Source organism: Brevibacterium otitidis (assembly GCF_042429315.1).
Classification (GTDB): domain Bacteria; phylum Actinomycetota; class Actinomycetes; order Actinomycetales; family Brevibacteriaceae; genus Brevibacterium; species Brevibacterium otitidis.
Window position 1 is genome coordinate 1 of the sequence record NZ_JBHMAU010000132.1, and the last position, 17,826, is coordinate 17,826.

General features: G+C 67.2%; 18 protein-coding genes. 10 read left to right on the top strand and 8 right to left on the bottom strand.

Annotation, left to right across the window (positions count from 1 at the left end; all coding sequences use genetic code 11):
* The first annotated feature begins 375 nt into the window (after window positions 1-375).
* Window positions 376-1,626 carry an MFS transporter gene (locus tag ACFFN1_RS15865; protein ID WP_376841866.1) on the top strand — a complete coding sequence of 417 codons (1,251 nt, stop codon included), beginning with the start codon at window positions 376-378 and terminating at the stop codon, window positions 1,624-1,626.
* 9 nt (window positions 1,627-1,635) lie between these two features.
* Here ACFFN1_RS15865 and ACFFN1_RS15870 read toward each other — a convergent pair whose 3' ends face one another.
* Window positions 1,636-2,721 (bottom strand): o-succinylbenzoate synthase, encoded by a 1,086-nt coding sequence (locus tag ACFFN1_RS15870; RefSeq protein ID WP_376841867.1) that lies wholly within the window; start codon window positions 2,719-2,721, stop codon window positions 1,636-1,638.
* A gap of 59 nt (window positions 2,722-2,780) precedes the next feature.
* Between ACFFN1_RS15870 and ACFFN1_RS15875 the strand changes: the two genes are divergently transcribed.
* The 3 genes from ACFFN1_RS15875 (at window position 2,781) to ACFFN1_RS15885 (ending at window position 6,037) form a co-directional block, all read left to right on the top strand.
* Window positions 2,781-3,698, top strand: coding sequence for a 1,4-dihydroxy-2-naphthoyl-CoA synthase (locus tag ACFFN1_RS15875; RefSeq protein WP_376841868.1), 918 nt, complete (start codon window positions 2,781-2,783; stop codon window positions 3,696-3,698).
* Between the two features lie 19 nt (window positions 3,699-3,717).
* Complete coding sequence (locus tag ACFFN1_RS15880) at window positions 3,718-4,968, top strand: AMP-binding protein (protein ID WP_376841869.1); 1,251 nt, start codon at window positions 3,718-3,720, stop codon at window positions 4,966-4,968.
* A 133-nt stretch (window positions 4,969-5,101) separates the two neighbouring features.
* Entirely contained in the window at window positions 5,102-6,037 is a 936-nt protein-coding gene (locus tag ACFFN1_RS15885; protein ID WP_376841870.1) for a 1,4-dihydroxy-2-naphthoate polyprenyltransferase, read from the top strand.
* A 45-nt stretch (window positions 6,038-6,082) separates the two neighbouring features.
* Here ACFFN1_RS15885 and ACFFN1_RS15890 read toward each other — a convergent pair whose 3' ends face one another.
* On the bottom strand, window positions 6,083-6,364 hold the full coding sequence (locus ACFFN1_RS15890; RefSeq protein ID WP_376841871.1) for a DUF4229 domain-containing protein: 282 nt from the start codon (window positions 6,362-6,364) through the stop codon (window positions 6,083-6,085).
* A 99-nt stretch (window positions 6,365-6,463) separates the two neighbouring features.
* On the opposite strand from ACFFN1_RS15890, the gene ACFFN1_RS15895 reads away from it, so the two are divergent.
* From ACFFN1_RS15895 to ACFFN1_RS15920, 6 genes are all read left to right on the top strand, one after another.
* Window positions 6,464-7,036: a peptidase inhibitor family I36 protein gene (locus tag ACFFN1_RS15895; protein ID WP_376841872.1), complete on the top strand. Its 573-nt coding sequence runs from the start codon at window positions 6,464-6,466 to the stop codon at window positions 7,034-7,036.
* A gap of 170 nt (window positions 7,037-7,206) precedes the next feature.
* On the top strand, window positions 7,207-7,905 hold the full coding sequence (locus tag ACFFN1_RS15900) for a hypothetical protein (RefSeq protein WP_376841873.1): 699 nt from the start codon (window positions 7,207-7,209) through the stop codon (window positions 7,903-7,905).
* 59 nt (window positions 7,906-7,964) lie between these two features.
* A complete protein-coding gene (locus ACFFN1_RS15905) occupies window positions 7,965-9,164 on the top strand; it encodes a hypothetical protein (RefSeq protein WP_376841874.1) in 1,200 nt (399 codons plus the stop codon).
* Entirely contained in the window at window positions 9,145-9,831 is a 687-nt protein-coding gene (locus tag ACFFN1_RS15910; RefSeq protein WP_376841875.1) for an ABC transporter ATP-binding protein, read from the top strand. The genes ACFFN1_RS15905 and ACFFN1_RS15910 overlap by 20 nt, the downstream gene beginning before the upstream one ends.
* Window positions 9,828-11,012, top strand: a complete 1,185-nt coding sequence (locus ACFFN1_RS15915; protein WP_376841876.1) for an ABC transporter permease — start codon at window positions 9,828-9,830, stop codon at window positions 11,010-11,012. Before ACFFN1_RS15910 ends, ACFFN1_RS15915 begins: the two co-directional genes overlap by 4 nt.
* 137 nt (window positions 11,013-11,149) lie before the next feature.
* Complete coding sequence (locus ACFFN1_RS15920; protein WP_376841877.1) at window positions 11,150-11,728, top strand: PLD nuclease N-terminal domain-containing protein; 579 nt, start codon at window positions 11,150-11,152, stop codon at window positions 11,726-11,728.
* A gap of 37 nt (window positions 11,729-11,765) precedes the next feature.
* Here the strand turns inward: ACFFN1_RS15920 and ccsB are convergent, their stop codons facing one another.
* Genes ccsB through hemL form a run of 6 tightly spaced genes read right to left on the bottom strand, consistent with a single transcriptional unit; the run spans window position 11,766 to window position 17,766 of the window.
* Window positions 11,766-12,788, bottom strand: coding sequence for a c-type cytochrome biogenesis protein CcsB (gene ccsB, locus ACFFN1_RS15925; RefSeq protein WP_376841878.1), 1,023 nt, complete (start codon window positions 12,786-12,788; stop codon window positions 11,766-11,768).
* A 4-nt stretch (window positions 12,789-12,792) separates the two neighbouring features.
* Window positions 12,793-14,346, bottom strand: coding sequence for a cytochrome c biogenesis protein ResB (resB, locus tag ACFFN1_RS15930; RefSeq protein WP_376841879.1), 1,554 nt, complete (start codon window positions 14,344-14,346; stop codon window positions 12,793-12,795).
* Window positions 14,347-14,379: 33 nt separating this feature from the next.
* Window positions 14,380-15,144, bottom strand: a complete 765-nt coding sequence (locus ACFFN1_RS15935; RefSeq protein ID WP_376841880.1) for a cytochrome c biogenesis CcdA family protein — start codon at window positions 15,142-15,144, stop codon at window positions 14,380-14,382.
* Window positions 15,141-15,746: a TlpA family protein disulfide reductase gene (locus ACFFN1_RS15940; protein WP_376841881.1), complete on the bottom strand. Its 606-nt coding sequence runs from the start codon at window positions 15,744-15,746 to the stop codon at window positions 15,141-15,143. Before ACFFN1_RS15940 ends, ACFFN1_RS15935 begins: the two co-directional genes overlap by 4 nt.
* Complete coding sequence (locus ACFFN1_RS15945; RefSeq protein WP_376841882.1) at window positions 15,743-16,414, bottom strand: histidine phosphatase family protein; 672 nt, start codon at window positions 16,412-16,414, stop codon at window positions 15,743-15,745. Before ACFFN1_RS15945 ends, ACFFN1_RS15940 begins: the two co-directional genes overlap by 4 nt.
* Window positions 16,411-17,766: a glutamate-1-semialdehyde 2,1-aminomutase gene (gene hemL, locus ACFFN1_RS15950; protein ID WP_376841883.1), complete on the bottom strand. Its 1,356-nt coding sequence runs from the start codon at window positions 17,764-17,766 to the stop codon at window positions 16,411-16,413. The genes ACFFN1_RS15945 and hemL overlap by 4 nt, the downstream gene beginning before the upstream one ends.
* Between the last annotated feature and the right edge of the window lie 60 nt (window positions 17,767-17,826).

Below are 17,826 nucleotides of genomic sequence, written 5' to 3' on the forward strand. Positions count from 1 at the left end.
ATTCATACCCCCATATTAGTCACCCACCACGACCGAGCCCGACTCGCTGACCAGCACAAACAAACCAAAAGCTCCGAAAACCCCGCCAACCTGTGCAAGTCAGGATAGAGTTTCAAGAAGCACACGAAACTTACCCCAGCGATTCCATGATTTCAGTCAACTTCAGGGCACAGCTCCAGAACCTCGAAACCCTCGACGAACACTGCAAAGAGCTTTCAGAAATTTTCTCCAACTTCAGCGCAAACTGCGACTTGCAGAAGGAAATATGGGCACATTCAAGTGTTACCAACCTGTGCATTTCCAGCGCCCGAATTGTTTGCGAATTAATAAGTTGGCAGTGTTCTCTCGCTGACGAAGCGCATTCGAGCTAGAAGCTTGGCACACCACAGCCGAAATCCCTTTCATGTCCACGACTACCGCCGCTGGTTCGGGGGGACGACGCTACTGTCACTGAGCACCGCCACCGGCATCGCCGTCAACCTGTTGCTCATCGACCTGACCGGCAGCGCGCTCATTGCCGGCACCGTCGCTGCGATCGTCACTCTCGCCGACCTCGGCGGCAGCATCCTTGGCGGCGGTCTGGCCGACCAGCAGTCGCGACGCCGGATCCTGCGCCGCACCATGTTGACAGCAGCGGCGCTCAACCTCCTGCTCGTCGCGGTCCTGCTGCTGCCGCTCGGGCTGCCTGCAGCACTCGTGCTGTCGGTCTGCATCCTGTGCCTGGTCGGTGGCGAGCTCCTCGTCAACCTCGCGATGCCGTCCCTAGACGGCAGCCTCAAGGCGGTCATCCGCCAAGACGCCTACACCCGCGCGATCAGCGCCTCCCAGGCGCGCGACTCCGTGTTCTCCGTTGTCGGCACCCCGGTCACCGGGCTGCTGTACGCCCTGCACCATACGTGTCCGTTTTTGCTCCGACTGCTCTGCCAGTCCTCCTTCGTCTGGGTGCTCAGCTCCATTCGCACCGAGCTGGGCCCCGCCCAGCAGAACGCGCCGCACGACGACTCTCGGCGGCCGCTGCCTGCGCTCGGGCGAGCGCTGCAGAGCTATCGGGCGGCGTTCCGCTTCATCGGCTCGGTGCCTGCGCTCACACGGTTCGTCATCGCCGCCCCGCTCGTCAACATCATGGCGTCGCTGTTCGCCGTGTGGGCGCTGTTCGCGCTGCGGGCAGAGGGGCACTCAGCCACTGTCATCGGTGTGACCCTCAGCGGTTTCGCGCTCGGAAGCGTGCTAGGCAGCGCGGCAACGCCTTTCGCCGCCGACCGCGTCCCTACCGGATGGCTCGCCGTCGTCGGTCTGAGTGCGATGACGGGGATGTTCGCCGTGCTCACGTTACTGCCGCACACTCCGCTCGCCATCTTCCTCCTCGGGATGTGCGCGATGCTCCCCTCGCCGCCGCTCAACGCCGCGATCTTCTCGTACGTCTTCGCCTGCACCGACCTGTCGATGCAAGGCCGGGTCATCGCAGTGTTCAAAGGCATCGGCGGTCTCGCCGTCGCGCTCGCACCGCTGCTCGCCGGGTTCGCGGTGTCGCTTGACGTCTCCCGGTTGGTGTTGAGCCTCAGCTGCGTGCTTGCCGCCACCGGCGTCCTCATCCTCGTGACGTCCTCCCACGTCCGCGCACTCTGACACCCGCCCTCAGCAGCCGGCGCGCAGCACCTGCAGGCAGTCGCGGACCCGGGCATCCCACCATGCGTGCGCGGCCGCGTCCGCGGTATACCAGTCAAGCAGCTCCTGGTCCGGTGCGGTGCGCCCGGCAGGCAGCAGCCCGCAGCCGAGGCCGCCGTCACCATCCGAGTGAGTGGTGCCAGCGATGATGTCGCCTGCGAACAGCGCCCCGGTGCCCAGTCCGCAGGCCGGTGGGCCGGCGAAGATCGCCTCTGCAGCGGAGTCGACCGGCAGGCTGGCGGCCAGCAGCGCACCTGCCCGCAGCCCGATGCCGGTCTCCAGGGCTGATGACACGACAGCGGGCAGCCCGCAGCCGTTGACGACCTCTGCGGCATGCTGGGCGCCGCCGAGCGGCTGCGCCTTGACGATGATGACATCAGCCGCCCCAAGCGCTGCGACCCGGTAGGGGTCGTCGGCCTTGCGGATCGACTCATCGGCAGCGATGCGGATGGGCAGCCCGCGTGCGGCGATCCACTCCCGCAGCCGGGCGAGATCCTCGACCGCGGCGACGGGCTGCTCGATGTACTCCAGCCAGTCGCCCACTTCAGGCAGCTCGGCGATGGCGGCACACAGCTGCTGGGCGTCTGCGAGCGGGTAGCCGGCGTTGGCGTCGAAGCGCAGCCGGGCTGCCGGAGCGTGGGCGCGCACGGCGCGGATGCGCGCAAGATCAGTGTCCAGGCTCGTGATCCCGCGGGCGGCGATCTTGATCTTGAAGGTTCCGGCACCCGGATAGCGGGTGATGAGGCCCGGCACCGCCTGTGGCGGGCAGTCGGGGATGGTGCCGTTGAGCGGGACGGCGTCGCGCAGCGGTGGAGGAGCCGGCCGGTGGCCGAACTCGAGCGCACCGGCCAGCCAGCGTGCCGCCTCGGGCGCGGCGTATTCGACGAACGGTGAGAACTCCGACCATCCTCCTGGCCCACGGAAGACGAGCGCCTGCCGGGAGGTGATGCCGCGGAAGCGGGTGATCATCGGCAGTTCGACGACGCGGCGCTGAGGCAGCAGCGCATCGAGGTCCTCGGTGCCGGTGACGAGCTCGACCAGCCAGTCTGGGATCATGCCTCCACACTACGCCGCGCACCGGCACCTGCGACGGGCCCAAGCGTTAAGGTAAGGGCATGCCTGTCTCTGAGATCTTCGACCCCAGCCGTTGGCGCGCGGTCTCCGGCTTCGACTTCACCGACATCACCTACCACCGTGCCATCGACGCAGAGGGCGCCGACATCGGCTGTGTGCGCATCGCTTTCGACCGGCCCGAGGTGCGCAATGCCCTCCGTCCGCACACCGTCGATGAGCTCTACCGCGCCCTCGATCACGCCCGGCAGACCCCCGACGTCGGCTGTGTGCTGCTAACCGGCAACGGCCCGAGCGAGAAGGACGGCGGCTGGGCGTTCTGCTCCGGCGGTGACCAGCGCATCCGCGGCCGCTCCGGCTACCAGTACGCTGCCGGCGAGACCGCAGAGACCGTCGACCCGGCCCGCGCTGGGCGGCTGCACATCCTCGAAGTCCAGCGGCTCATCCGCACGATGCCCAAGATCGTCATCGCCGTCGTGCCCGGCTGGGCGGCCGGCGGCGGGCACAGCCTGCACGTCGTGTGCGATATGACGATCGCCTCGCGTGAGCATGCGAAGTTCAAGCAGACCGACGCCGACGTCGGCTCCTACGACGCCGGCTACGGCTCGGCGTATCTGGCGAAGATGGTCGGGCAGAAGCGGGCCCGGGAGATCTTCTTCCTCGGCCGCACCTACTCCGCCCAGCAGATGGCCGATATGGGCGCAGTCAACGAGGTCGTCGACCATGCCGAGCTCGAAACCGCGGCCCTGACGATGGCGCGTGAGATCCTCGGCAAGTCCCCGAACGCCCAGCGGATGCTGAAGTTCGCCTTCAACCTCGTCGACGACGGGCTGGTCGGCCAGCAGGTCTTCGCCGGTGAGGCCACCCGCCTGGGCTACATGACCGATGAGGCCGTCGAGGGCCGGGATGCGTTCTTGGAGAAGCGCGACCCGGACTGGTCGCCCTTCCCCTGGTACTACTGAGCCGGTGAGGGCCCGCTCGATGGACCACACCGAACTCGCCGAACTGCTGCGCCGGGCGCTGGCCGGCGCACACACCGTCGTGCTGCCGCCCACCCGCGACGGGCAGGTCTCGGTCATCGACCCGCACCGCTACGACGACGCCGGCACCGGCCGCAGACCCCCAGCCCTCGTCGTGCACACCTCGGGCACCACCGGACCGGCCAAAGGGGTGGCGCTCTCCGCTCAGGCGCTCACCGCCTCGGCGACGGCGACCGAGGCGATCCTCGGCGGGCCCGGCCGCTGGTACCTGACCCTGCCGGTCAACCACATCGCCGGCGCCCAGGTGGTGCTGCGCTCGCTGCAGGCCCAGACGGTGCCGTTCGCTGCCCGCGGACCGTTCACCGCGCAGTCCTTCACCGCCGATGTCATGGCACTGCAGGAGGCGGCCCTGCACATGATCGCTTCCTCCGGCCCGGCCGGGCCGCTCTACACTGCGCTCGTGCCCACCCAGCTCACCCGCATCATGGCCGACCCGGTCGCCGCTGAGCTCGCACGCGCCTTCGATGCGATCCTGCTCGGCGGGGCGGCGATCTCCCCCGGCCTACTCACCCGCGCCGCATCAGCCGGCCTGACCATCGTGCGCACCTACGGGATGAGCGAGACGTGCGGGGGCTGCGTCTACGACGGAATCCCCTTCGCAGACGTCGACGTCAGCATCAACGACGCCGGCCGGGTGGTGCTTTCCGGCGCTGTGCTCGCCGACGGCTACGTCGATGTCACCGGCGGCCAGCTGCGCGCACTCCCCGATCCCGAGGCGGTCACCGGCAGCGGGTTCACCACCGGTGACGACGGGATCCGCCGGTTCGTCACCAGTGATCTCGGGACGATCACCGACGGGGTATTGAGCGTCCTCGGCCGGGCCGATGACGTCGTCATCTCCGGTGGGGAGAACATCAGCCCGCTGGCCGTCGAGAACACGCTGCTTGCCGCCCTCGAAACCACTGGCGTTCGCGAGGTGCTCGTCACCGGGGTGCCGGATGCCGAATGGGGTGAGGTGCTCGCCTGCGCGATCGTCACCGACCGCCCCGGCACGACTGACGGAGACCCCGTCGCCGCCGCACGCGCGCTCGCCGACCGGCTCGCCGCCTCGGTGCCGGAACTGCCGAGCCTGCACCGGCCGGTCTATGCGGTCGAACTCGATGCGCTGCCGGCCACCGGTCTGGGCAAACCGGACAGGCGCGCCCTGCGCCACCGGCTGGCTGAGCGTCTCGGGCTGGCCGAGCGCACCTGACTGCAACCGAGTTGTGATGCGCCGCGCTGGGAAACGGCCTGACGCAGTGGCAGACTAGACTGGTCTGCAGGCCGGCGAAACTGCTGGCCAGCGCACTGACCATGGCATGATCTGAATGACATTGAGGACTCCGATGGCAACCTTCCAGCAGTGGGTCGAGGGAGCTCGGCTGCGCACCCTGCCGCTGGCTGTCGCCCCCGTGCTGCTGGGAACCGGAGCCGCGCTCGGCGTGCTCGGCGGACTGTCGGCCCTCGTCATCGGCAGCGTGCTCGACGCCCCGAACCCCGATGTCTCACTGTCGTTCCTGCTGCTCAAGGCGGCGCTCGCACTCATCGTGTCCCTGGCCCTGCAGATCGGGTCGAACTACGCCAATGACTACTCCGACGGCGTGCGCGGCACCGATGACGTGCGGGTCGGGCCGCTGCGGCTGACCGCCTCCGGGGCGGCCCCGCCCGAGGCGGTGAAGCGGGCGGCGTTCATCAGCTTCGGTGTCGCTGTGGCCGCCGGTGCGATCCTCGTCATCATCTCCCAGGCGTGGTGGCTGATCCCGGTCGGTGCCGCCGCGATCTGGGCGGCCTGGTTCTACACCGGCGGTTCGAAGCCCTACGGCTACCGGGCGATGGGCGAGCTGTTCGTCTTCATCTTCTTCGGCCTCGTCGCCACGCTCGGGACGACCTATGCGCTCGTCTCGACGATCTCAGCGGCCGCGATCGCCGGTGCGGTCGCGATCGGGCTGTTCGCCTGTGCGGTGCTCATGGTCAACAACCTGCGCGACATCCCCACCGACCGGCAGGCCGACAAACTGACTTTGGCGGTGCTGCTGGGTGAGAAGCGGGCGCGGCTGGCCTATACGCTGCTCGTGTTCATCCCATATGCGCTGCTGCTCGTGCCGATTCTCACCGGGCATCCGGCTGCGGTGCTGGCGGCGCTGTCGCTGGTGCTCTCGATCTCACCGCTGCAGGTGGTGCTCTCCGGTTCGGAGGGCACAGCACTCATCCCGCCGATCAAGCACACGGGGCTCGCGGCACTGGCCTATGCCGCGCTGCTGGCGCTCGGCCTGGCGCTGTAGGTCTGCAGACGGCTGTTGGGCCCGCAGACGTCAGCGGTCAGGATCTCAGCGGTCGAGTTCCCGGTCCTCCAGGTCCTCGTCGCTGCCCTTCTTCACAGTGCGTGCCTTGACCTTCCCGCTGCGGGCCCGGCGGCGCTCCTGCCAGGCGATGAGCGAACCGGTCGCCGAATCGCGCAGCGGCCTGAGCGCCAGGTAGCTGATGAGAGCGGAGATGATGATCGCCGCGATCGTCGAGATGAGTCCGGGGCCTGCGATCCACCAGACGACGACGATCGTGCCCATGAGCACAGCGAGGCGGGCGAGGAGGTACATCAGATAGTCACGCATGATGCCCTCCAGTGTACCGGTGATCCATGTGGGCCTGCGTGCTGAATCCGGGAACCTGAATCATGCTGAGAGCATCCACTGTGGTTCTCATCCGCACCCGTGACCATCTTGTTACTCAACCGCAACGCAATCGCCGAACAGTCGCGGGAACAAGCGATATCCTCTTGTCATCAACCCCAGCTAGTTCAGAAGCGAGATACAACTTCATGCCCCCCCCTTCATAAGGTAATCGCCACCGTCATTGCGGCTGCTGCTTTCACTGCCAGTGGATTCGTCAATCCCCCTTCCGCGCACGCATCTTCATGCAAAGATGGCAACGCGTGCATATGGGAGAATAAGGACTATTCCGGCAAAAGCATGTTCTCCGCGTATGCGATCAAGAACTTCAAAACTGTGCGCTGGGACGGCAATACGACGGGAAAGGGACCTTCCGTGAACGACAAAGCAGATTCCTTTAAAACCCGTGGAAAACGATGCGATGCAGTGCTGTGGGAACACGTTGGCCACGGCGGCAAAGCTATTCGCTTCAACCGACCTGCCAAAGGCGGAATCAGTGCTGACCCATATCTGAAGAACGGCGGCGGCTACTCCCACGCCGGTGGAAAATCAGTCAATAGGGAGAATTGGTCTGATCGAGCCAGCTCCCTCTCCTGGACCAACTGCAAGAAGTGAGACCAGTGTCAATCCTCCGAACCGCTGCCCTTGCGACGGCTGCTTTCGGCATTGCAGTATCGCTCGCTCTCGTCGCCAGTGGTTGTTCAGGGAGCGGAACGTCGGCCGATGAACAACCCGGCGACTACGCTTCGTCTCATGGGTATCGCTTCAACGCTGATCCAGAGGAGATGACGATCTCCGATGCCGCCCACAACGCGATTCTCACGTGGCAAGAGGAAGCAACTCTCGGGTACGCTCGCGATATCCTGCGCACCCAGTGTCTTGAGTCCGGCGGCTTCCCGCAGCCGAAGCCGTACAACCGCGGCGAGGAACTCAACGAGAAGCTCTTCTTCGACATCGGGCCGTGGACTGAGGACATGGCTGCAACGTACGGCTACCAACGTCCAGCAGATTCCGCCGAAAAGGAAGCTCTGATCGCTGGCGACGACTCTCCAGCCGAGTCGCAGCGCCTCGTCGAATGCGGACGCAAAGATCCTCGGCTGGAGGCGACCCTCCACGCGGTTGACGAACTCCAGCTTGCTCGGGATGAGGTGTCCTACAGCGATCGCAACCAGCAGTACCTTGATCGCGCAATGAATGACTTTCGGTCATGCATGACCGACGAAGGCTACTCCTTTGGCGGAGATGACGACACCGTCATCCCCGCCGAGGCGGCAACGTCCGATCGGGAGGCAGAGCTTCGGGTGGCGCTCGATCATGCTGCCTGTGCGAAGAAGACCTCCCTTGCCCAGACGTGGGTCGCCGTCGTGTCGGACCAGCAGGTCGACTATCTGGAGAAGAACGCCAGCGCGATCTCAACGCTTCGTGACAAGCACGCGGACACGCTCCGTGCCGCTGACGAAATTGTCAAAAGCTTCGGGAAGTAATCCCAGCCATGTCGATCCTCACGTCTCTGAGACGACACCGGCTGCTCGCGCTCTGGGCCGTGAGCAGCCTCATTCTCGCAGCAGGCGGATGGGCTGTGGGCTTCACTATGCGAGCCGACGAACGAACGCTCTCGGCAGCCGAGGAATCCAGAGCGCGCGGCACTGTCGAGGTCACCCGACAGGCTCTGACCGCCGAGCATACGGCTGTCGGCACGTTCCACTCAGGGACCGTCGAGAAAGTGCCGGCTCCCGGTGACGGGAAGAAGGTGGTGACTGCTGCCAAGGTAAAGCCCGGTGACAGAGTCTCGTCGGGTGCTCTTCTCGCGCTCGTCTCTGGCACACCCGTCTTCGCCGTCGACATCCCGTTCCCGTTTTATCGCGAGATGCGCAGCGGTGACAGCGGAGACGATGTTGAGGCGCTCAACCAGCTTCTCAGTTCACTGGGTTACGCCGCCGGGAACGGACGCACTTTCACGGATCGAACGGCTGCCGGCCTGACATCGTTCTATCGGGACCGCGGACAGACCGTGCCGAAAGAGAGCGCTGAAGAGTCACCCGATGAGTCCCACGGCGGATCCGATCACGACGGCAGACCTGCCGATGGAGCCGCGAATTCCCGTTCTCATGGAGAACCTGGCCAGTCCGGTCGATCAGTCGCTGCACACGAGACTTCGGTGATCGCGGTTCCGCAGCACTTCTATCGGCTGCGAAGCGATGACACGACAATCGCCTCAATTCAGGGAGTCGGGGCCGAGCTGGGCGACGATGACGCCCTCGCCGAGCTGCGCAGCGGCAGTCCATTCGTGAAGCTGCGCGTCGACCTCGCCGCTATCGACACCGTCAAGTCCTACCAGGAGGAATCCAAGACGGTAGCACTCAGCCTGCACGCTGCCGACGATAGCGCAGGCAGCTCGCTCACCGGTGCTGTCACCGGGATCTCCGAGTTCACAGACGCCCCGCCGGACGGCGAGGAGAAGGCTGGATACGATGTGACCATCGCGGTCCGTGATGACATCGACGGCGTGTCCGATGACAGTTCTGTCACTGCCCGGTTCGCCTCCGAGGCCGAAGATGACTCACTTGTCGTGCCGCTCATCGCTGTGCGCAGCGATGGAAAGGGTGATTTCCTCCTCGTGCTCGAAGGTGACTCCGAGCGCCGCTGTGCCGTCAGACTCGGCAAGGATGCCGGCGGCGTCGTCGCCATCGAGCCGGACCGAGCGTGTGCTGACGAGGGAACTCGTGTCGCCGTCGACAGCTGACCGGCCTGTCATCGACGCACACGGCATCAGCCGCCGCTACTCGGCCAGCGCCGTTGCGCTTGCAGACGCGTCCCTGCAGATCTCCGCTGGTGAGTTCGCTGCCGTTCTCGGTCCCTCCGGTGCCGGAAAGTCAACGCTGCTGAATATTCTCGGACTGCTTGATCGGCCTGACAGCGGAACCTACCGTCTGGCAGGTGAAGAGACGATCGGCGCACAGGAGTCTCATCTCAACAGGCTGCGCGCAGATGTCCTTGGGTTCGTCTTCCAGGATGCGCACGTCCTCCCGGCACGACGCGTCACCGACAACCTCGAGCTTGCACTCGCCGCCCGCAGAACGTCACGCCACTCTCGCGGCAGGCGGATCGCTGCGGCCCTCGACGAGGTGGGCCTGGCTCACCGCGCCGACAGCGCGGGTCGATCGCTTTCCGGCGGCGAACGTCAGCGTTTGGCCATTGCACGAGCACTCGTAACCGATCCAGCAGTCGTACTGGCAGATGAGCCCACCGGCAACCTCGATGACGAGAACTCGGCGGTCGTCATGCAGCTGCTGCAGAGAGCAGCCGCCCGCGGAGCAGCCGTTGTCATGATCACCCACGACAAGCGACATGCCGCCGAGGTCGACCGAGTCTTCACGTTGTCAGCCGGCACATTGACGGAGACACGATGAGACTGCCGCGCTTTCGACTGCACCGACTGCGAGACCTCATCTCCGACGTCGCTGAGGACCTGTCGGCCAAACCCGCTCGCCTGGCGATCATGCTCGTGGCGATCGCGGTGAGCGTCGGCAGTCTCATCGCTGCCGAAGCCGTGAGCGCCTCCTCAGCCAAACAGATCACCGACCAGCTTGCGTCCACCGCACTGGAACACGTCACGGTCGCTCAGAAGTCTGAAGGCCACGCTGTGCTCACGCCGGAGTCCGCGCAGTCGGCAGCAGACGTCACCCAGGTGCTCGCAGCGCAGACCACCATCGCTGTCCAGACCGATGACCATCCAGTGCGCCGGTTGGCTCACAGCCGGATCTCCGACGACATCGCCGTCATCGGCACCGGTGAGACGCTCTTCTTTATCATGGATGCGACACTCTCTCCACAGCATGTCACCGGCGCCTGGAGCTCACTGAGCGCACGACGGGTCGCCATCGTCGGCACAGCAGCTGCAGAGCAGCTCGGCGTCACCGCAGGTGCCGGCGCCACGATCCACATCGGCAGCGATCCGTACAGTGTCCTTGCCACTGCCGACAGCAAAACGAACCCAGAGGTCAACCGCTCTGTCTACATCCCCTATGAGGCCGCTGCGCCGATGGCAGGGAGCAACCGCCCTGAAGTAGTCGTGCGCACCACGCCAGGTGCCTCGACACCGGTTGCCTCCGTGCTCCCGAAGGTCCTGTCCCCTGCCAACCCGAGCGCCCTGACCACCCGGGGCGCCGAAGGATTCGGCGAACTCAGGCGCGGAGTCTCGACCAGCCTCGACGGGCTGCTGCGCAGCCTTGGCATCATGCTGTGGCTGCTCACGCTCATGATCGTCACGAATACGATGGTGACCACCGTCATGAGCCGGACACCCGAAATCGGGCTGCGACGCGCACTCGGATTCTCGCGCGGAGACATCGCCGCCAAATTCACTGCAGAAGCGACTGTCGTCGGTGTACTCGGCGGGCTCGGTGGAATCGGTCTGGGCTGCGCTGCAGCCGTCGGCGTCGCCACGATCTTCGGCTGGACTCCCCAGTTCCCGATCTGGCTCGCCGCTGCCGGGCCTGCACTCGGCGCCCTCACCGGTATCGCGGCTGCAGCGTACCCCGCATGGCGGGCGTCGAGAGTGCGCCCCTCAGAGGCGGTGCGCAGCGACTGACACCCACAGCGCAAGGGTCGGCTGACCCACCAGCACCCGCGGCGCCCAGGCGCACCTGAGTCCGCGCTGGGAGGCCGCATCTGAGACGCTGGCACGTTTCCGTCAGCCTGCGCCGATCGACTATCCTGGTAGGCAATATGACAAGGATTCTGGTAGCCGCCGCACTGATTCTCGTCGCTGTCACGCTGTACAGCTTCTTCGACTGCGTCGTCCGCGACCGCGCCCACATTCGAGTCCTGCCCAGATGGGGCTGGCTGCTCGTCATCCTCTTCGTCCCGGTCTTCGGGTTGCTGCTGTGGTTCCTGTTCGGCCGCTCCAGCTTCGGCCAGCGCCGCTCCGCCGGCCCGGTCGCCCCGGATGATGATCCGGACTACCTAAAGAAGATCGCCGATGAGGTCGAACAGGCCGAACGCCGCAAGCGCCGCGAGGAGCTCGAGCGCCGCCGCAGGTCCACCGGCAGCACTGCCGCAGCGCACGGCGCCCAGGCCCAGTCGCAGGAGGACGTCGACGCACCGGCGACACCCCAGCCCGCTGACGAACCAGCAGCCGAACCGGCAGCCGAGCCGGAGGCCGCTGCTGAGGAGCTGAGCCCGCACGAGCAGTTCGAGCGCTGGCTGGCCGAACGCGAACGCGAGGAGCAGACGGCACGCGAGACTCCGGATGATCACCCGGAGAGCGGCGAGAACGGCGCCAACTCCGCCAACGGCCGCTCATAAGCCGCAAGAACTCATCTGCCTTCAGCTCACGCCACGCTCACAGCCCGGAGTAGGCGTGCAGGCCGTCGAAGTAGACGTTGACGACGGCGAAGTTGAACAGCAGGGTGCCGAAGCCCAGGATGTTGAGCACCGCCACCTGGGTGGCCGACCAGCCGCGGGTCGCACGCGAGTGCAGATAGGCGGCGTAGACGACCCACACGACGAAGGACCAGATCTCCTTGGAGTCCCAGCCCCACGGCCGGCCCCAGGCCACCTCGGCCCAGATCGCACCGGCGATGACGGTGAAGGTCCAGGTGATGAAGCCGACGGCGGCGATCCGGTAGGACAGCTGCTCGACGACCTCGCTGGCCGGCACGCGGGCGAACATCGACCACAGGCCGGTCGTCAGATCCTTCTTCTCCGTGCGGGCCTTGAGGATCTGGAACAGCGCCAGGATCGCTGAGACGCTCAGCAGCGCGGTCGAGAGGATCGCGATCGGCACGTGGATCCAGATCCAGTACGACTGCAGCGCCGGCACGAGCTGCGCGGCCGGGGTGTAGAAGACGGTGATGCACAGGCCGAGGGTGATGAGCACACCGCCGGAGACGAAGGTGCCGAGGTATCGGATGTCAGAGAAGTACAGCACGATGATGTAGACGAGCATCGCCAGCGCCGAGGCGGTGAGCGCGTACTCCATCATGTTGCCCCACGGCACGCGCATGACCGAGATCGCCCGCGTCAGCACCGCCGCCACGTGCAGGGCGGCGGCGAGCACCGTCAGGCTCGTCGCCATCCGGGCCGATGTGCGCCGGCCGGGCGCAGCGGCCTCGCGCACCGGGCCCGCCTCCTCGGAGGCGTCATCGTCATCGCGGTCGAGGACCGCGACGGAGCTGCGGGAGGTGCGAACCGGACGGCCTGCTTTCGCTGCGGAGCGCCGCGCAGCGGTCGTCTGCTGCTCTGCTGCGAGCTTCCGGCCGCCGAAGAGGTCGTTGGAGTACAGCAGGAAGGCGATCGCGTAGACGGCCATCGCCGAATAGATGAGGAGGTTCGACCACGTCGCAAGCGTGACATTGACGTCCATGGGGTCAGGCCTTTCGACTCGGTGAGTTGTTCAATTCTACTGCAAGGCTCTCGGCCGCCTGCGCCACCCTCGGGTCTTCGCTGCGGGCCAGCGCACCCACCTCGGCCGACACCTCGCCGTCCTCATCCGTTGCGCGCACCCACATGCGCCGGCGCGGGATGAACAGCGACAGTCCCAGGCCGATGAGCAGCAGCACCGTGCAGACGAGCATCACCCCCTGCGTGGGGTCGTGGCGGATGTCGAGGGCGACATAGCGCTTGATGTCGGTGAGTTCGACGCTGCCGAGGCCGTCGGGCAGCTCCGCGGTCTCCCCCGGCTTGAGGTAGAGCTGCAGCGGCTGGCCGTCAGCAGCGGCGAGCTGGTCGAGCCCATCGGTGTCGAGCTCGTACACGGACTGCGCGATGCCGGAGTCGAGGCCGAGGTCGCCGGCGAAGACGTTCATGACGAGGTAGGGATTGCGCAGCTCGGCGAACTGCGAGACGAGTTCGCCCTCGGAGTTCTGCGCTGCGGTCGGCAGCAGGATGCCGATGAAGCCGAGCTGGTCTGGTGCGGCATCGGGGACCTTGACGACGCCGCGGGAGGTGTAGACGCCGTCCTGGGGCAGGAACACGACCGGCCCGGAGTAGGTGACATTGCCCTCGCCGTCGCGCACGGTGATGTCGGGGGCGTAGCCGTTGCCGGTGAGGTAGACGCGGGAGCCGTCGATGCGGATCGGCTCGTTGACGCGCAGGGTGCGTGCGGTCTCCGCATCGCCCTGGATGGTGGTGACCTCGGCTTCGAAGGAGCGCGGCTGACCGAACTGGTTGCCTGCAGCGGTCCCGTCGAAGCTTGCGTCGAAGCTGTCGAGGCGCAGCCGGTAGTCGTCGAGCCGGTCGGCGGAGAAGTAGGAGCCGGGTTCGAAGGAGTCATAGGCGACGAGCGAATTCGTGAAGGTGTCGCCTTCGACGAGGATCCGCTGCCCGGAGTAGCCGACGAGCGCGCTCACCGCCATCGTGACGGTGACGCCGAGCAGGCTGAGGTGGAAGAGGAGGTTGCCGGTCTCGCGCAGGTAGCCGCGCTCGGCGGCGACCGCGTTCCCGTGCCGGGTGGTGCGGTAGCCGAGCTTCCGCAGCCGCGCCTCGGCGGCGGTGAGCAGGTCCTCTGCCGTTCCCGAGGCGGTGAAGGCCTGGTACCCCGGCAGCCGGGTCATGCGTCTGGGAGCCCGGGGCGGGGCCTGGCGCATCGCTTTCCAGTGCTGCCTGCTGCGCGGCACGATGCAGCCGACGAGGGAGATCATGAGCAGGATGTAGATCGCGGCGAACCACACCGAGGCGTAGACGTCGAAGAGCTGCACGGCGTCGAGCACCGGGCCGATGCCGGGATTGTCCTCGATGAACTGGGTGACCTTGGCCGGGTCCTGGATGCGTTGGGGCAGCAGGGAGCCGGGGATCGCTGCGAGGGCGAGGATGAGCAGCAGGATGAGGGCGCTGCGCATCGTCGTGAGCTGGCGCCAGGCCCAGCGGAGCATGCCGATGAAGCCGATGTCGGCCGGGGCTTTTTTCGCAGTCGTGGTACTCATATCCTCGTCAAGTGTGGCAGATGGTCGGGGCCGTCAGATCAGCAGGTCGAAGCCGTTGATGGTGCCCTGCAGCTGCTGGATCCAGGCGTTCCACACGCCGGTCACGAGCAGCAGTCCGAGCAGGATGAGCATGATGCCGCCGATCCGCACGATCGTCTGCTGGTGGCGGCGCACCCAGGCCAGCCGGCCGGCGCCGCGGTGAAGCAGGAAGGCGACGATGAGGAACGGGATGCCGAGGCCGAGGCAGTAGACGAAGGTGAGCAGGGTGCCGCGCCACACCTGCCCATCGGCGCCGAAGCCGGTCGACAGCGCGAGCACGGCAGCCAGGGTGGGGCCGACGCACGGCGCCCAGCCGAGCGCGAAGGTCGCCCCGAGCACGGGGGCGCCCCACAGGCCGGCCTTGGGTTTGATCTGCATGCGGCGGTCGCGCTGCAGCCCGGGGATGCCGCCCATGAAGACGATGCCGGCGATGATGACGACCGCGCCCATGATCCGGGTGAGCAGGCCGATCCACTCCCCTGCTGCTGCGCCAAGCCCGGAGAAGACGGTGCCGATGGCGACGAAGACGACGGCGAAGCCGAGGACGAAGAGCGCCACTCCCCCGAGCACATGGGAGCCGCGCTTCTCCTCGATCGCGGTGCCGGTCAGGCCGGTGACATAGCCGATGTAGCCGGGCACGAGCGGCAGCACGCACGGGGAGGCGAAGGACACCGCTCCGGCCAGGGCTGCCACGAGCATCGCGATGATGAGCGGACCGTCGAGGATCGCCTGCGCGAAGGTCTGGCCGATATCGCTCATTCGTCTCGCACGTCTTCGATCATCCCGCGCAGGGTCGAGGCGTCGACCGCGCCGACGACTCGGGCGGCGGCGCGGCCCTCAGCGTCGAGGATGACGGTCGAGGGGGTCGCCTGCGGCGGCAGGATGTCGGACAGCAGAGCGACCATCGCCCCGTCGGTGTCGAGCATATTGGGGTACGGCACCTCGAAGTTCGAGATGAACGCCTCAGCGGCACCGGCCTGGTCGCGGACATTGGCGCCGATGAACACGGCGTCCTCGCTGAACTCCTCGGAGACGGAGATGAGGTCCGGAGCCTCCTTGCGGCACGGCGGGCAGGCGGCGTACCACAGGTTGATGACGACGAGCGTGGGGCGCAGCTCGGCCAGGGACAGGGTCTCACCGTCGAGGGTCTCGAAGTCGAGTTCGAGCGGTGCGCCGCGGTCGGCCGGGGCCACCTGGGTGATGACGCCGGAGCCGGAGACATAGCCCTGGTCGCTGCCGGCCTGCTGGGCGAGCTCATCGTTCTCCCGGGAGCAGCCGGCCAGCGCGAGCGCCCCGGCCGAGGCGGCCAGGCTCAGCAGGCCCCGCCGGGTCAGGCCGCGGGTCTCGATCTCATCGCTCATGCTCCGGGCACCGCCTTCTGCGCCTGCAGATCAGCGCACACATCGGTGTAGGCGATGTCGGTGAGCGCACCGCCGGCGTAGGTGAAGGTGGTGACGGAGGCGAGCGCGCATTCGCGGTCGCGCGGGTCGTGCCACAGGCGGTGGCCCTCGGCCGCCCGGCGGGTCACCCAGATCGGCAGCTGATGGGAGACGATGACACCGTCGACCGCCTCGCCGGCTTCCTCGGCAGCCTCGCCGGCGAGCGGTTCGAGCCGGCGGCGCAGGCTCGCGATCGCGGCCCGCATCCGCACGACCTGTGCCGTGTACGGCTCACCCCAGGAGGGGCGCAGCGGATTGTACAGGCGCACGAGGTTGCGCGGCTGGGTGAGGTAGTCGCGGTTGAGGACCGCGCCTTCGAAGCGGTTGGCGGCTTCGATCACGCGCTCATCGGTCTGCGGGGTCATCTCCAGGGCCGCGGCCAGCGGGGCGATCGTCTCCTGCGCCCGCTGCAGCGGTGAGGCGACGAGCGCAGCGACGCGGTAGTCGCCGCTGGTGAAGTGCTCGGCCAGCCGGGCGGCCATCTCATGGCCGCGCTCCGAAAGCCCGTAGCCGGGCAGCCGGCCGTAGAGCAGGCCCTCCGGATTGTGGACCTCACCGTGCCGGGTGAGGTGGATGCGCAGCTGGGTCACGCCTCGCCTCCCTCGTGCGCGGCGCGCTGCTGGTGGGCAGCCGCAGCCGAGGCGGCGGCCGGCAGCGCGGCGATGATCCGCTCGAGCACCTCGTCGGTGTGGGCGAGCGACAGGAACCAGGCTTCGAAGGCGCTCGGCGGCAGGTGGACGCCGGATTCGAGCATGCTCGTGAAGAAGGCGCCGTAGGCGCCGGAGTCCTGCGCCCGCGCATCATCGTAGCTGCGCACCTCGTGCTCGGTGAAGAACACCGAGAACATCGAGTTCGCGCTCTGGATCCGGTGCGGGACACCGGCGGCGCTGAGCGCTTCGCCGATCGCCGGGCGGAGGATGTCGGCGGCGCGTTCGAGGTGGGAGTAGACGTCGAGTTCGGTCGTGAGCTTCAGCGTGGTGACACCGGCGGCGGTGGCGACCGGGTTACCGGACAGGGTGCCGGCCTGGTAGACAGGTCCGGCCGGAGCGAGGTGCTGCATGATCTCCGCACGCCCGCCGAAGGCCGCAGCCGGGAAGCCGCCGCCCATCACCTTGCCGAAGGTGAACAGGTCGGCCGGGCCCTCCGGGTAGCCGGCGGTGGCCGATTCGTAGCCGTACCAGCCGGCGGCCGAGACGCGGAAGCCGGTCATGACCTCATCGGAGATCATGAGCGCCCCGTGCTGGCGGGTCAGCGACCGGATCGTCTGGGTGAAGCCGTCACGCGGCGGCACCACACCCATGTTGCCGGGGCTGGCTTCGGTGATGACGCAGGCGATGTCGGCGCCGTGTTCGGCGAAGGCGGCAGCCAGGGCGTCTGGGTCGTTGTAGGGCAGCACGATCGTGTCGGCGGCACTCGCACCGGTGACGCCGGGGGTGTCGGGCAGGGAGAAGGTCGCCAGTCCGGAGCCGGCGGCGGCGAGCAGCGCGTCGACGTGCCCGTGGTAGCAGCCGGCGAACTTCACGACCTTCGCCCGGCCGGTGTAACCGCGGGCCAGGCGGATCGCCGACATCGTCGCCTCGGTGCCGGAGGACACGAGGCGGGCCTCGTCGACCGGTTCGACGCGCGCGACGATCTCCTCAGCCAGTGCCACCTCGTTGGCCGAGGGGGTGCCGAAGGAGAAGCCCTTCTGCGCGGCCTCGGTGACGGCGGCGAGCACCTGAGGGTGGGCGTGGCCGAGGATCATCGGCCCCCAGGAGCCGATGAGGTCGATGTAGTCGTTGCCGTCGACATCGCGCAGCGTCGCACCCTGTGCCGAGTCGATGAAGCGCGGGGTGCCGCCGACAGCTCCGAAGGCCCTGACCGGGGAGTTGACGCCGCCGGGGGTGACGGCCAGCGCCCGGTCGAAGAGCTGCTGGGAGGCTGTCAGGTTCTGCGTGGTCATGGAGCTCCTTTTCGGCAGTTCGTCACAGTCAGGTTCCCGGCCGCTGGCCAGGGCGCACGC